Origin of the sequence: Lysinibacillus sp. NPDC093688 (assembly GCF_050280145.1) — a bacterium.
In the GTDB taxonomy this organism is placed as follows: domain Bacteria; phylum Bacillota; class Bacilli; order Bacillales_A; family Planococcaceae; genus Lysinibacillus; species Lysinibacillus xylanilyticus_B.
In genome coordinates, this window is record NZ_JBNNUX010000006.1 from 175,098 (window position 1) to 190,634 (window position 15,537).

Genomic DNA, 15,537 nt, shown 5'->3' on the forward strand with positions numbered 1-15,537 from the left:
CTCTATCCACGGCTGGCTGTTCTATCCGTCGCTCTGGCTTCCCTTTCCGTCGCCCCGGCTCTCTTTCCGTCGCTAGACACCCGAGCAACAGTTCTTCTCCTCACCCTATCAATATAAAAAAAACGCATCCTCATAAAAGGATGCGTTTTTTTGCTTAAACGGTCATCATATAATAGACACCGACTGCCAAAAATGCGATGCAGACAATGATTAGTACTTTTGCTAATTTTTCCATGTCATTACACTCCTATGCAATACTTGCCCCAATAACAAACGATAGACCGACTGAAATGGTAAAGGAAATGAAGCCGACTGAGCGATTATCATTTGCGATTTCTTGGTCGACATTAAAACGTGGTGTCATAAATTCAAATAAGAAATACGCCACTATCAGTAATGTGAAACCAAAAAGACCCCAGGCAATCATTTCACTTAAAGTACTATGGCGCGCAATGGAAAAGCGAAAAATATTACAGATCCCTAGTATTTTCCCACCTGTTGCGAGTGACACAGCGATATTACCATTTTTAATTTCTTCCCAATTTTTATATTTCGTAACGACTTCGAACAATGCCATCGAGACGACTAAACATAACACAACAACACTAAAATATCCTGCCGTTTCGATAATTGGATACCGCCAAAAGCTAGAATTCAGCATTTTCTCCGTCCCCTTTACAGCTTATTTCAATTCCACAACTGTGACGCCTAAGCCCCCCTCGCCGGCTTCACCAAAACGGAAGGATTTTACACGCTTATGTTTTTTCAAATAGTTTTGAATTCCTTGACGTAATGCACCTGTACCAACACCATGAATAATTGATACACGCCCATAGTTAGCAAGCAAGGCATCATCAATATATTTTTCTGTACGTATAATGGCATCTTCATATCGTTCGCCCCGTAAATCTAATTCTAATTTTACATGGCTACTGCGATTTTTTACACCAGCAATACGCTGCACAGGTTCTTTTTCTGGTTTAATGTACTCTAAATCACTATCCAAGATTTTCATTTTCAAAATACCCATTTGGACAACCCATTCGGAATTCGATACTTTTTCGAGCAATGTTCCCCGTTGTCCATAGCTTAACACCTTTACCTCGTCTCCGACAACTAAGTTTTGTGCACGGGCCTTCACTTGTGCCGCTTTTTTCAGCACTTTGTTATTTTCAAGAGGTGTAGCTTCTTCCAGTCGTTTACGAGCTTCGATGAGCTCATGCTCCTTGACAACTTGATCTGCATTTTTGCGCATTTCTCGAAGCTCCGCAATAATTGATTCTGCTTCTCTTTTTGCTTCATCAACAATTTTACGCGCTTTTTCTTTCGCTTTTTTATCGAGTGCCTCTTTACGGTCCTCGTAAGCTTGTAGTTTTCCTTGTAGCTCTTCGCGTAGGGCTTCAGACTCTATCATTAATTCATGAGAGCGTTCTGCATCATCTTCGGATTGGCGACGCGACTCTTCAAGTGAAGCAATCATTGACTCCACCTCATGGCGATCTGTACCTGTAAAGTTTTTCGCACGGTCAATAATCGACTCTGGTAAGCCAAGGCGACTTGAAATTTCAAATGCATTGGAGCGACCTGGTACTCCGATTAGTAGACGATATGTTGGACTCAATGTCTCAATATCAAACTCCACACTTGCATTAGCAACTCCTGGACGATTATAACCGTATGCTTTTAGCTCAGGATAGTGCGTCGTTGCCATCACGCGGGCATCACGACCATGTACTTCATCTAAAATGGAGATGGCCAGAGCTGCCCCCTCCTGAGGATCTGTACCGGCACCTAATTCATCAAATAGTACGAGTGATTCGTCATCAAACTTTTGTAAGATATCTACTATGTTGACCATATGAGAAGAGAATGTTGACAGTGATTGCTCAATTGACTGTTCATCTCCAATATCTGCAAAAAGCTGCTTGAAAACGGCAAGCTCTGAACCATCAAGTGCAGGCACTGGTAACCCAGCCTGTGCCATTAATGTACACAATCCAACTGTTTTTAAAGTGACGGTTTTACCACCAGTGTTAGGTCCTGTAATCACAATTGCCGTAATATCTTTCCCAAATTCAATATCGTTAGCAACGGCAGTTTCAATTGGTAAAAGTGGATGACGTGCACGCACAAGTCGAATATAGCCATCGTTATTTATTTTAGGCATTGTACATTTGTTCGCTTGACCGTACTTGCCTTTAGCTAAAATGACGTCAATCTCACCTAGTACTTTTACTAAGTTAAATAAATCTGGAGCTACTTCCTCCACCATCGCACTTAAGGCAAGTAAGATGCGTTCAACTTCAGCTTGCTCTTTCATTTTTAATCGATGAATTTCATTATTCGCTTGTACAACCGAATCTGGCTCGATAAATAATGTTTGACCAGAAGATGATTGATCATGCACAATTCCACCGTAATGATGACGGTACTCTTGCTTAACAGGGATAACGAAGCGATCATTACGAATCGTTACAAGTGTATCTGAGAGCATTTTTGAAGCATTGCTCCCACGTGTAAGGCTTTCCAACTTAGAACGTACTTTAGCCTCCTCAGCGCGCAAAGATTGGCGAATGGATCGCAAAGTTTGGCTTGCAGAGTCCAGTACTGAGCCGTTGTCATCAATACAGTTATTAATTTCATGCTGCAAGCCTGTCAAAACAGGCATTGCTTCCTTTTTGGCGATGAAATGGGGAATTTCAATCGCTTCTTCGGATTCTATATCATCAATAAAATTGCGAAGAATTCTACTAGCTCGAATCGTACTTGAGACTTCCATTAATTCCATCGCTGAAAGCATGCCACCGATCTGTGCACGCCTTGCAGTTGGTCGCACATCAAAAATCCCACCCATTGGTACATTGCCTTTAACACGTAAAATGGATAGTCCTTCATCCATTTCTTCTAATAATTGTACAACCTTTTCATAGTCTGTCTGTGGTACAAGCTCAACAACGGCAGATTTACCGATTGAAGAAGTACAGTATGTAGCCACTTGCAGTCGTACTTTATCATATTCTAGTGTTTTCAATGCGCGTTCTGCAATCACTGAGAACACCTCCTCAACCTATTTATTTCGTCGAATAAACGCTTCAAATTGTTCCCGCGTCCATGTATTCACAATCATATCCTTTTTCAACCATGCTCTGTTTGCGTAGCGCACTCCAATATCCATAAAGCGTAAATGAGCAATATCATGGGCATCCGTATTGATTGCTACGGGCACGCCAGCTGTTAAAGCCATTTCTAAATGCTCAACACATAAATCAAGACGATATGGATTCGCATTTAACTCTAAAATTTTACCATATTCCTTCGCCCAAGCAATTAATTGTCCCATATCAGGATTATAGCCAGTACGATCCTCAATAATGCGGCCAGTTGGATGTGCAATCATATGAACATACGGATTTTGCATCGCCGTAAGTAAACGCGCCATAATTTTGTCCTGCGATTGTGTGAAGCTAGAGTGAATAGAGGCAATGACAAAATCTAACTCTTTCAGCACATCATCTTCAAAATCAAGTGAACCATCTGGCAAAATGTCCATTTCTGTCCCCGCATATAAATAGAAATCTGGATGCGCCTCATTAAATGCCTCAATTTCTGCACGTTGCTTTGTTAAGCGCTCTGGCGTTAAACCATTTGCTACTTTTAAAAATTGCGAATGGTCAGTAATAACGCTATATTGATAGCCACACGCTATTAATGCCTCGCCCATTTCAGCTACAGAGTATGCACCATCAGACCACGTCGTATGCATATGCAAATCTGCTTTAATATCTTCTAATTTCACAAGATTTTTTATGTCATCCGTTTTGTCAAATTCCGTTGTTCCTGTACGTAAGCTAGGCGGGATAAATGGTAAATCAAAATGTGCAAAAAATTCCTCTTCATCCTTAAACGTTAAAACTGTGCCATCAGCTTGTTCCACACCGTATTCACTAATCTTTTCACCACGGGCTTTTGCAATCTGGCGCATGCGGACATTGTGATCTTTCGAGCCTGTGAAATGATGTAAGGCTGTTGCATATTCAGCATCCCTCACTAATCGAAAATCTACACTTACATGCTCTTCTAAATCTAAAATAACTGAAATCTTTGTATCACCAGCAGCTACTACTTCTTGTACTGAAAGCTCATTCAGTAACTTTTCACGTACAGCCTCAACTGCTTCTGTTACAACAATAAAATCAATATCCTTACTTGTTTCTGCTGCACGGCGGAAGCTTCCCGCAACAGAAAAACGCTCAACTTCTTCCATACTACCTAGAAGCGCTTCAATTTGTAAAACAACAGGCTCAAGCTGCCAAATCGGTAAACGTTCTGATCGATTTGATAAATTTGCAAGTTCTTTTAAAATTTTCTCTTCAGTTTTTGCCGCAAAGCCTGCTAGCTCACGAACTTTACCTGCTTCACAAGCATCCTTTAAACTTTCCGCAGAATCGATTCCTAACTCTTGATGAAGCTTAGCGATTTTTTTACCGCCTAATCCCGGAAGTTTTAATAATGGGAGTAACCCTTTTGGTACAATGTCTTCTAATTCTTTTAATACGCTGGATTCACCATTTGTCATTAAATCCTCAATAACAGCAGCTGTACCTTTACCTATACCTTTTAGCTTTGTTACATCCTCCATCTCACTCAATGAGCGCTCGTCCCCCTCAAGTGCAGCAGCAGCTTTTCGAAAGGCAGACACTTTAAATGGATTTTCCCCTTGTAATTCCATATACAATGCAATCTTTTCAAATGTGCGAATAATTGTTTTTTTGTTCATTGGGAATTCCTCCTATCGTAAAAACACTTCCCTCAAAACCGAGAGAAGTGCACAGTTTGCTATTGCATATAAATATACCACCAGTTTTGGAACATACTCGTAATAATTGGGGTATGCTCCAAAATGAGACCACTTAACAACGATTTCGACAATAAACTTTGGATAAAATCAACTGGCAGTAAGGCAAGAATGTATAGCAAAATAAACATAAGTAAATAGTTTTCAATCATGCCTAACAATGCCCCAAGCCAACGATTCACTGTACCTAACACAGGTAAATACGCTATAAAATCAAAAATCGATGCCACAATTTGCAATGTAATTTTCACCGCAAAGAATATTACAGCAAAGGCAAAGACACGGTAAAAAGTACGGTCTATATCCAGGCTATCAATGACTACTCCAAGACTACCTGAATCCGTTACACCTGGATACGGGATCCAAAACACAATTTTTTGTGCTAATGGTTTATAATAGATATACGCAACAATTAGGGCAACTATAAAGCTAACGATATGCATCATCTGTACAATGAAACCACGTTTTGCTCCAACGGCGAGCCCGGCTAATAGTACCGCTAATATGATTAGATCTAACATTCACTTCAACCCTTTAATTTTTTCAATTCTTCTTCTAGTTGCTCCATTCGTTCTTTTAATAGTAAATAATCGTGAACGGAATTTACTGCTGTAAGAACGGCAAGCTTTGTGCTATCAAGAGAGGCATTATGTACATTCATTTCGCGCATACGGTCATCAACAATAGAAGCGACAAGTCGCATATGTCCAATGGATTCAGAGCCGACCATTTTATAAGTATGACCATATATTTCCACAGAAATTTTATTCTTTTCTTGATTTTCCATAGTCGCACCCCCCTTTTTAATTATTGCGCTCACGATTTTTCCGATTGTGAGCAACTTACACAAAAAAGCTATTTATTATCATACCATGAAAGGTATAAAATTGTGAACAACGAGGACAGAAAGGAACGAGTAAATGTCAAATATTGTACTTTCAATATCAACAAATATACAAAAAGAGGTGATGTCTTACTACGCAAATCATTTTGTAGAACGTAAAGCACCAGGTGTAATTTTTGCTGCAAAGCTCCCAGATACAGCAATTACGATGTACAAATCAGGAAAATTAATGTTCCAAGGGGGAGGAGCTGAGCGAGAAGCTGCACGTTGGGGAGACATAGAAATAACAAGCACACAGAAAACATCATCGATTGGAGCAAAGGGTGACGCTCTGCCAGAAGGTTTTGCTACGATGTCAGTTCTAGGCTCAGATGAAACGGGTACTGGTGATTATTTCGGTCCAATTACAGTTGCAGCCGTATATGTCCCTTCATCAAAAATTGCGCTTATTAACGAACTTGGTGTCAAAGACTCCAAAATGCTAACAGATGATTACATGCGTAAAATAGCGCCCGACTTACGTGCAGCTTGCGTCCATAGTGTGCTTGTACTACGCAATGAAAAATATAATGAATTACAGGCACGAGGCTACTCACAAGGTAAGATGAAAGCTATGATGCACAATAAGGCACTTAAAAATACACTGTTAAAAATGGCTCCCGAAAAACCTGAACAGATCTTGATAGATCAGTTTGCAGAACGTGGTGTCTATTACAATTATTTAAAAAATGAACGAGATATTGTTCGTGATGATGTGCTATTTTCTACGAAGGCCGAGCAATTACATGTTTCAGTAGCAACTGCATCGATATTGGCTCGTGCGGCATTTTTAAAAGAAATGGACCGACTAAGTGAGATTGCTGGGATAGAGTTGTTGAAGGGGGCTTCAGCGAAAGTAGATGCCTTAGCAGCCCGCATTTGGCGAAAACAAGGTGAGGAATATTTACGTTGCATTACGAAATGGCATTTTGCGAATACTGAGAAAGCTAGAAAGATGAAATAAAGTGAAATTTAATCAGTGGGGGTTTTCTCCATCCCCACTGATTATTAGTTGAACGAATCGGGCTTTTATGAGCAGTTTATCTCCCACTTAACTTCTTTGCTTTTACCGACTTTTGAGGTGGGAGTATTACTGCCCGATCATGCGGGATAAACTTAGTCTTATAGAGAAAAAACTTATCATTTAGAAGATTAGTTCCATCTTAATATTTGAATTGTTGAATCGTTTGTTGAAGATTTTCAGACATTTTAGCAAGGGCAGCGGCTGATGCTGAGATTTCTTCCATAGAAGCAAGTTGTTCCTCTGTTGAAGCGGAAATATTTTGTGCACTTGCTGTATTTTCATTCGTTTGTTCAAGCACACTTTCGATCCCCCTCGCCACTTGATTGGCATGTTGGGAAATAACTTTTGATGTTTCTGAAATTTGTCCTATTTCAGAGGTAACACTTTGTACATTCGTACGAATCTCTTCAAATGACTTTCCTGCCATATTTGTTATATCAATCCCCTTCACGACCTCAACCGAACCAGCAGCCATTGATTCAACTGCTAAAGTTGTATCTTCTTGAATCTGTGAAATAATATCCTTAATTTGCAGCGTAGATTGTGCGGATTGTTCAGCTAGCTTTCGTACCTCTTCAGCTACGACTGCAAAGCCTTTTCCTTGCTCACCTGCACGGGCAGCTTCAATTGCTGCGTTTAAAGCTAATAGGTTTGTTTGATCAGCAATTTGGGTTATGGCCTCCACAATGTGCTCAATTTCGTGAGAACGCTTGTCTAATGTTTGCACTGTCTTTTCTAGGGCCTGTACAGTATTTTGAATCATGGTCATTTGTTGAACAGCAGTTTGAATAGTCTCATCACCGATCATAACAGCACCCATAGCTTTATTGGACATTTCACTTACAGCACCTGCTTTTGCTGAAATATGCTGAATGGATGATGACATTTCAAATACAGCATTATTACTTTCATGAATAGTTTCTGCCTGCATGTCAACCGTCTCAGCAAATGTTTGAACGGAATCAACAATTTGCGATGTTGCTCGCTTATTTTCTGCAGTGCTTGCAGTTAGCTGCTCTGAGGCGTTGGCCAATAAATTGGATTTCTCGCCAATATTACCAACTACATCACGTAACGAGGAAATCATTTTATTAAAAATAATAGCTAGTTTCCCAATTTCATCATTTCTTCTTATGTCGATAAAGTTACGTAAATCGCCTTCTCCTACTTGTTCAGCAACTGTAGATAGCTCTTTTAGTGGACGAGTGATTGAGGCAATGATCATGCCACCAATTATCCCACATATAATTAAAGCAATAACAATGACTGCTATTGTCGATTTTAAAATTGGAGCTGTGACAGCTATGACATCCGTTACATCCATAATGCCGATAATTTTCCACCCTGTTAGTTTATTAGTAGTGAAAAATACTTGATGCTCCTTGCCATCTTCCTTAATTGTAAAGCTACCTTCTTCTTCACCTTGCATCTTTTCTATATACGAATCTTTCAACTTGGTTCCTACTTCAACATTCGGATCTGCTATCGTAAGATTATTGGCATTCACTAATGAGGCATAGCCACTTTTCCCAATCTCTACAGCATCTACGAGCTCCGCAATTTCGGCAAGATTCAAATCTATGGAAACAACCCCTGATTTGTCACGCAATCCTGCCTCTACAGTTAAAGTTAAATCGCCTGAGATATTTGATTTATATGGGTCCATCACGCCCCCTTTACCTGGCGACTCTATAGCCTTTAAATACCAAGGGCGCAAAAACGGATTATAATCAGACGGCATTTCATGATATGGATTACGTAAAAAACCATGGCCCTCTAGTGTTAAAGCGACTACCGAAACACTATTATGTAAAGCATTGTATTTATCTAATTCCTTTAATGCATCTGCATCTTGCCAATTCTTATTAAAATAAGCTGCCAAATATTCTGCATCACTTATGATTGGGGAAATTTCTTTTGTCACTAAAGTATTTATTAAATCGATATTCTCACGTGATTTATCACTTAATTCGTTATAATATAAATTATCTGATTTCATGTATGAAAATGTACCAATTGCAATACTTGGAATTAAGAGTGTCATTGTAAACGCCCAGATTAACCGAGCACGCACAGATAAGCTTTTTCGTTTTCGATACTCTTTCAAAATCATTATCTCCTCTTACTATTTTTTTCTATCCAATTTCTACTATACACATAATAAATACTCAAGATTTATTTTTTGTTATTTCAAAATATTATTAAAAAAGTGAATATCCAAAAAGTATACAGTGGCTGCTTACTCATAAAATGTTAATACGTTCGCCAGACGGTCGTCCAACTAAAAAAGCCGCCTCATTACGAGACAGCTCACAGAATAATTATTAAATTAGCGTATTTTTACGTTCCATTACGAAATGGCATTTTGCAAATACTGAGAAAGCTAAAAAGATGAAATAAACTTGGTATTATAGACAAGAAAATTATTATGATCTGATTTTTGTTTAGCCTTAATATTTAAACTGTTTAATTGTTTGTTGTAGATTTTCAGACATTTTAGCAAGGGCTTCGGCCGATGCAGCGATTTCTTCCATAGAAGCAAGCTGTTCCTCTGTTGCGGCGGAAATATTTTGTGCATTTGCTGTATTTTCATTTGTTTGCTGAAGCACACTTTCAATTCCGATTGCCACTTGATTGGAGTGTTCAGAAATAACTTTTGCTGTGTCTGAAATTTGTCCTATTTCATAGGTTACGCTTTGTACATTATTATTAATTTCTTTGAATGACTTTCCTGCCATATTTGTTACATCAATTCCCTTTACGACTTCAGCTGAACCAGCAATCATTGATTCAACCGCTAGTTTTGTATCGGCTTGAATATAACCAATGATATCTTTTATTTGCATTGTTGATTGTGCAGATTGCTCTGCAAGCTTTCGTACCTCATCAGCAACAACTGCAAAACCTTTTCCATGCTCACCAGCACGAGCAGCTTCAATTGCCGCATTTAAAGCTAAAAGATTTGTTTGATCAGCAATTTGCGTAATTACCTCTACAATACGTCCGATTTCATTTGAACGATCGCTTAATGTTTGTACCGTACTTTCTAGTTCCTGAACAGTACTTTGAATCATTTTCATTTGGCCAATTGCTGTTTGAATAGTTTTGTCTCCTATCATAACAGCCTCCATTGCTTTATTCGACATCTCATTAACGGTATCGGCCTTTACTGCAATTTGTTGAATCGATGAAGACATTTCAAGTACAGCGTTAGTGCTATCATTAATTGTTTCTGCTTGCACATCAACCGTTTCAGCAAATGTTTGAATGGAATCAACAATTTGCGATGTAGCTCGTTTATTTTCTGATGTACTTGCTGTAAGTTCCTCCGATGATGCAGCTAACTGGTTTGATTCCTCACCAATGTTACCGACTACACCACGCAAAGATAGAATCATTTTATTGAATATATCCGCCAATTTACCTATCTCATCTTCTCTTTTAATTTCAATTAAATTGCGTAAATCACCGTCTCCTACCTGCTCAGCTACTGTTGACAACTTTTGTAATGGCTGAATGATTGATCTTATAATGAAGGCACCAATGATTCCAAATATGATAAGAGCAATAACAATGACTGTCATAGTGTTTGTTAAAATTGGTTTTGTGACAGTTGCTACATCTGCTAAATCCATAGTACCAACAATTTTCCAACCTGTTAATTTATTGGTAGTAAAAAACACTTGATACTCTTTTCCATCTTCCTTAATTGTAAAACTACCATCTTCTTTTCCTTGCATCTTTTCTATATATGACTTTTTGAGCTCCGATCCTACCTCTAGATGTGGATCAGCGATAATAAGATTATTGGCATTTACTAATGTAGCATAGCCATTATCACCAATTTCCACTGATTTCACTAGCTCGGAAATTCCGTCTAAATTTAGACCAATAGAAATAACCCCTGAACGATCCTGTAAACCAGCTGATACTGCTAATATTAATTCACCTGTAATCGTTGATTTATATGGATCAATCATAACGTTTTTGCCAGGTGATTCAATAGCCGTTAAGTACCATGGTCGCGTAAATGGATCATAATCAGTTGAAGATTCAGCGTGTGGTTCACGCATAAATTTGTGCCCCTCAATTGCCAAATTGACAACAGAGACGTTGCTATGTAAAGCATTATATTTTTCTAATTCCTTTAAAGCATCTGCATCTTGCACATTCTTATTAAAAGAAGCAGCTAAATATTCCACATCACTTTGAATAGGTGATATATCATTTGAGATTAGTGTATTTAATAAATCTACATTTTCGCGTGAGCTTTTACTTAATTCCTTATAATATTGATCAGAAGACTTCAAATATGAAAACGAACCAATAGCAATGCTGGGGATTAAAAGTGTCAAAGTAAACGCCCATATTAATCGGGCTCGCACGGAAAGGCCTCTTCTTTTTCGATGATTTTTCATAATAACTATCACCCCATAGTAAAATTTTCTATCCAAAACTTACTATACACATAATAAAGATCAAAAATTTATTTTTTGTTATTTCTAAATATTGATAACCTTCTCTCACGTGATTTATTTCTCTAACACTTCCTGCAAAAATCTACTTGTAGCAGTTGTATGATGATCAATTATGCCTCGGCATAATTGCGTCCGGAATCGGGTTTGTGTTTAGGCCTGCGTGAGGGCCGACACGATGTCGGTCATTTCGGTAATGCCACAGGACGTGGCGTTTTTACCGATGCAGGTCAGTTAGCCGTTATTGCATGGATGCGATGTTTTTAGGCTAACATCCTCTAGAACTCCTTCCCGATTCCGTGACATCCGCCGGAGGCTTTGGGCCAACAAATGTTTTCTGTGCGAAAGCGCAGTGCTAACGTAGCGTCAGCAACACGACGTTGGTCACTCAGTCGTGTGTTGTTGCTGTCGCTTCGCTTTCGCACAGTTAAAACCGTGTTGCTGTCGCTTCGCTTTCGCACAGTTAAATTGCCACAGGACGTGGCGTTCTTAGACTGAGTTCCTCTATTTCAGCGGGGGTTTGGACAACCGCTGAAAGAGGTTAAACAAAACAAAAAGCTGCCTCATTACGAGACAGCTCACAAAAAAATTATTAATTTAGCGTACTTCTGTGCCTTCAATTGTTGCAATAGCTTTTAACACTTTATTATGTGCTGCAACAACCTCTTCATCTGTTAATGTACGTTCTGGATCGAAGTATGTTAAGGAGAATGCCACTGATTTTTTACCAGCCTCCATTTTTTCACCTTCATATACATCGAATACACGAATGTCTTTCAGTAATTTTACACCTGCTGAACGAATCGCAGTAATAACCTCTCCAGCTGTTGTCACACGGTCCATGATAAGCGCAATATCACGAGACATCGCTGGGAAACGAGGCACTGGTGTATAGGCAAGAGGTGCTTCTTTTGCATTAGCATTTAATAATGTTACGAGATTCATTTCCATTACATATGTGTCTTTTACACCCCATGCTTTTTGTTCTGCTGGATGTAATCCACCGATAAAGCCGACTTGTTCACCATCAAAAAGAATGCAAGCAGTACGTCCTGGATGTAATCCATCTACTTCAGCTTTCACAAATGAAATACGGTCTTCTAAACCAAGCTTACCGATAACACCTTCTACAATACCTTTTAAGACGAAGAAATCTACTGCTTTTTTCTCACCTTGCCAAGCATGGTCAAGCCATTTTCCTGTTACTACTGCCGCCACATGCTCTTCCTCATATGGTAGCCCCTCTTCTGTTTGACCAAGGAATACTGAACCAATTTCATACAATGCCACATTGTCAGCCTTACGAGCAACATTATAAGCAGCCGCTTCAATTAAATGCGGGATAAGACTTTGACGTAGTGTTGAACGGTCCTCACTCATCGGCATTAGTAAACGTGTTACTGGCTCAGCTTTCAATGCAAAGCGTTGTGACAATGCTTCTGAAGTTAATGAGTATGTTACAGCTTGGTAAAGACCTGCACCTTCCATGTAATTACGAACTACACGACGATTTGCTTGATATGGTGTTAGACGGCCTACTTGGTTTGCTCCCTCTGGTAAAGTCACTGGAATTTCATCATAGCCATATAGACGAGCAATTTCCTCTACTATATCTTCTTCAATTTTAATATCTTGACGACGTGTTGGTGCATCAACGATTAGTAAACCATTGGCTGCTTCTACGCCAAATTTAAGACGCTCTAAAATAGAAAGCATATCTTCTAATGAAATTTTCATACCTAAACGTTCATTAATGAAATCTGGAGAAACGACAACACGTGCTGGTGATTTATCTAGTTCATCCACGATGCACGTTCCTTCTAACACTTCACCACCAGCTAATTCAGCTAGTAGTGCCGCAGCACGCTCTGCAGCAGGTAGTACACGGTTAGGGTCTACACCCTTTTCAAAGCGAGCAGAAGCATCTGAACGAAGTCCAAGATGACGCGATGTTTGGCGTACAGATAAGCCGTCGAAGTAAGCAGATTCGATTACAACCGTTGTTGTAGAATCATTTACTTCAGAGTTTGCACCGCCCATTACACCTGCGATAGCTACTGGCTCCTTGCCATTTGTAATGACTAAATCTGTTGCTTTTAATGTACGCTCTTGCTCATCTAAAGTTGTAATTTTTTCGCCCTCTGTTGCTTTACGCACTACGATTTCACCTGTTGCTAGGCTATCGTAGTCAAAGGCATGAAGCGGTTGACCGTATTCCATTAAAATGTAGTTCGTTACATCGACAACATTATTGTGTGGGCGTACGCCTGCTGCCATTAAGCGATTTTGTAGCCACATCGGTGATTCTGCGATTTTTACATTTTTCACAACTTTTGCTACATACATCGGGTTCGCTTGTAAATCTTCTACTCGGAGCTTTAACATGTCTTCAGCTTTTTCAGAAGATGTGTTGTAGGCGATTTCTGGGTACTTCACTTCTTCAGATAGAATTGCGCCTACTTCATACGCCACGCCTAGCATTGACAGTGCATCTGAGCGGTTTGGTGTTAGACCAAGCTCTAATACTGTGTCACGTAGACCTAAAATAGCAAGGGCATCTGAACCAACCTCAGCGTCGGCAGGAAGCACATAAATACCTTCAGAATATGCTTTAGGCACAAGTTTACCTTCGATTCCTACCTCTTGTAATGAACAAATCATACCGTTTGATTCATGGCCACGAAGTTTTGCTTTTTTTATTTTAATGCCACCAGGTAAATGTGCGCCCGGACGAGCGACAATTACTTTTTGACCAGCATCAACGTTTGGAGCACCACAAATAATTTGTTGTGGTTCAGCTTCACCAACATCCACTTGGCAAATATTTAATTTATCCGCTTCAGGATGTTTCTCTTTTGATACGACATAGCCGACAACAATTTTATCCATTCCGTTAGCACGGTCAATTACTGCATCTACTTCAATTCCAGAGCGCGTAATTTTTTCAGCTAACTGTTCAGACGTTAAATCCTGTGTACTTACATAATCTTTTAACCATTCTAATGATACTAACATTTTTTATCCCCCTTACGCCTCTGTTCGCTCAAATTGTGACAAGAAACGTGTGTCACTTGTATAGAAATGACGAATATCGTCGACACCATATTTCAACATTGCGATACGTTCAGCACCAATACCGAATGCAAAGCCTGACACTTTCTTCGGATCATAGCCAGCCATTTCAAGTACATTTGGATGCACCATACCCGCTCCTAAAATTTCAATCCAGCCTGTACCTTTACATACGTTACAGCCTGAACCACCGCATTTGAAGCAAGAAATATCCATTTCAACAGATGGCTCTGTGAAAGGGAAGAAGCTTGGTCGAAGTCGAATTTCGCGGTCTGCACCGAACATTTTTTTCGCTAATGTATCAAGCGTCCCTTTAAGGTCGCTCATGCGAATATTTTCACCAATCACTAGCCCTTCAATTTGCATGAATTGATGAGAGTGTGTAGCATCATCGTTGTCACGACGGAATACTTTCCCTGGGCAAATAATGCGAATCGATTCACCTTTCTTCTCTTCCATAGTGCGAGCTTGCACAGGAGATGTATGCGTACGTAATAATATTTCCTCGGAAATATAGAACGAATCTTGCATATCACGAGCAGGGTGTCCCTTCGGTAAGTTCAGTGCCTCGAAGTTATAATAATCCTTCTCCGCTTCCGGACCTTCTGCAATTTCATAGCCCATACCGATAAATAAATCTTCAATTTCTTCAATAACGCGAGTTAATGGATGACGATTCCCAATTTTAATTTCACGTCCAGGTAAAGTGACATCAATCGACTCACTTGCTAATTTTTCAGCAATGGCCGCTTCTTCTAATACAGTTACCTTTTCCTCTAACACAGCAGTTACATTTTCACGTACCGTATTGACTAAGGCACCCATTTTTGGGCGTTCCTCAGCTGATAATTTCCCCATCCCCTTTAATAAATCAGTGATAGGTCCTTTTTTCCCTAGATACGCTACTCGCACATCATTTAATTCCTTTAAATTTGCTGCCGCTTCAATTTTAGCAAGTGCTTCTTGCTCTAATTGCTTTAATTGCTCTTCCATGTATAAACCCTCCTTGATAAAATCAATTTCGCCTTGGTGTAATTGTTGCTGTCGCTTCGCTTTCGCACAGAAAACATTTGTAGCTGTCGCTTTGCTTTCGCTACAGATAAACAATGCGTCCGGATTTTGAATTGTGCCCGGGCCTGCACGAGGGCCGACACGATGTCGGTCATTTCGGTAATGCCACAGGACGTGGCGTTTTTACCGATGCAGGTCAGTTAGCCGTTTTCGCAGG

Annotated in this window: 10 protein-coding genes; 1 reads left to right on the forward strand and 9 read right to left on the reverse strand. The window is 39.6% G+C overall.

Features of this window, described 5'->3' with window-relative positions; translation table 11 throughout:
* Window positions 1-247: 247 nt before the first annotated feature.
* Genes ACQKN2_RS07770 through zapA form a run of 5 tightly spaced genes read right to left on the reverse strand, consistent with a single transcriptional unit; the run spans window position 248 to window position 5,642 of the window.
* Complete coding sequence (locus ACQKN2_RS07770; RefSeq protein WP_323648990.1) at window positions 248-661, reverse strand: DUF350 domain-containing protein; 414 nt, start codon at window positions 659-661, stop codon at window positions 248-250.
* A gap of 21 nt (window positions 662-682) precedes the next feature.
* Complete coding sequence (locus ACQKN2_RS07775) at window positions 683-3,049, reverse strand: endonuclease MutS2 (protein WP_427414458.1); 2,367 nt, start codon at window positions 3,047-3,049, stop codon at window positions 683-685.
* 18 nt (window positions 3,050-3,067) lie between these two features.
* Window positions 3,068-4,777 carry a DNA polymerase/3'-5' exonuclease PolX gene (gene polX / locus ACQKN2_RS07780; RefSeq protein WP_427414459.1) on the reverse strand — a complete coding sequence of 570 codons (1,710 nt, stop codon included), beginning with the start codon at window positions 4,775-4,777 and terminating at the stop codon, window positions 3,068-3,070.
* A gap of 59 nt (window positions 4,778-4,836) precedes the next feature.
* Window positions 4,837-5,376: a CvpA family protein gene (locus tag ACQKN2_RS07785; protein WP_427414460.1), complete on the reverse strand. Its 540-nt coding sequence runs from the start codon at window positions 5,374-5,376 to the stop codon at window positions 4,837-4,839.
* Window positions 5,377-5,381: 5 nt separating this feature from the next.
* Window positions 5,382-5,642: a cell division protein ZapA gene (zapA, locus tag ACQKN2_RS07790; protein ID WP_323648995.1), complete on the reverse strand. Its 261-nt coding sequence runs from the start codon at window positions 5,640-5,642 to the stop codon at window positions 5,382-5,384.
* Between the two features lie 133 nt (window positions 5,643-5,775).
* On the opposite strand from zapA, the gene rnhC reads away from it, so the two are divergent.
* Window positions 5,776-6,702: a ribonuclease HIII gene (gene rnhC / locus ACQKN2_RS07795; RefSeq protein ID WP_427414461.1), complete on the forward strand. Its 927-nt coding sequence runs from the start codon at window positions 5,776-5,778 to the stop codon at window positions 6,700-6,702.
* Between the two features lie 199 nt (window positions 6,703-6,901).
* Here the strand turns inward: rnhC and ACQKN2_RS07800 are convergent, their stop codons facing one another.
* From ACQKN2_RS07800 to pheS, 4 genes are all read right to left on the reverse strand, one after another.
* Complete coding sequence (locus ACQKN2_RS07800) at window positions 6,902-8,869, reverse strand: methyl-accepting chemotaxis protein (protein ID WP_427414462.1); 1,968 nt, start codon at window positions 8,867-8,869, stop codon at window positions 6,902-6,904.
* Between the two features lie 343 nt (window positions 8,870-9,212).
* Complete coding sequence (locus tag ACQKN2_RS07805) at window positions 9,213-11,180, reverse strand: methyl-accepting chemotaxis protein (RefSeq protein ID WP_427414463.1); 1,968 nt, start codon at window positions 11,178-11,180, stop codon at window positions 9,213-9,215.
* A 654-nt stretch (window positions 11,181-11,834) separates the two neighbouring features.
* Window positions 11,835-14,252 carry a phenylalanine--tRNA ligase subunit beta gene (gene pheT, locus ACQKN2_RS07810; RefSeq protein ID WP_427414464.1) on the reverse strand — a complete coding sequence of 806 codons (2,418 nt, stop codon included), beginning with the start codon at window positions 14,250-14,252 and terminating at the stop codon, window positions 11,835-11,837.
* Window positions 14,253-14,264: 12 nt separating this feature from the next.
* Window positions 14,265-15,302: a phenylalanine--tRNA ligase subunit alpha gene (pheS, locus tag ACQKN2_RS07815; protein WP_323649002.1), complete on the reverse strand. Its 1,038-nt coding sequence runs from the start codon at window positions 15,300-15,302 to the stop codon at window positions 14,265-14,267.
* Window positions 15,303-15,537 lie beyond the last annotated feature (235 nt).

What these genes read in the sequence shown, in the direction of transcription:
- ACQKN2_RS07770 (WP_323648990.1), bottom strand. Translation starts at nt 661, where the DNA reads ATGCTGAATTCTAGCTTTTGGCGGTATCCAATTATCGAAACGGCAGGA.
- polX (WP_427414459.1), bottom strand. Translation starts at nt 4,777, where the DNA reads ATGAACAAAAAAACAATTATTCGCACATTTGAAAAGATTGCATTGTAT.
- ACQKN2_RS07785 (WP_427414460.1), bottom strand. Translation starts at nt 5,376, where the DNA reads ATGTTAGATCTAATCATATTAGCGGTACTATTAGCCGGGCTCGCCGTT.
- zapA (WP_323648995.1), bottom strand. Translation starts at nt 5,642, where the DNA reads ATGGAAAATCAAGAAAAGAATAAAATTTCTGTGGAAATATATGGTCAT.
- rnhC (WP_427414461.1), top strand. Translation starts at nt 5,776, where the DNA reads ATGTCAAATATTGTACTTTCAATATCAACAAATATACAAAAAGAGGTG.
- ACQKN2_RS07805 (WP_427414463.1), bottom strand. Translation starts at nt 11,180, where the DNA reads ATGAAAAATCATCGAAAAAGAAGAGGCCTTTCCGTGCGAGCCCGATTA.
- pheT (WP_427414464.1), bottom strand. Translation starts at nt 14,252, where the DNA reads ATGTTAGTATCATTAGAATGGTTAAAAGATTATGTAAGTACACAGGAT.
- pheS (WP_323649002.1), bottom strand. Translation starts at nt 15,302, where the DNA reads ATGGAAGAGCAATTAAAGCAATTAGAGCAAGAAGCACTTGCTAAAATT.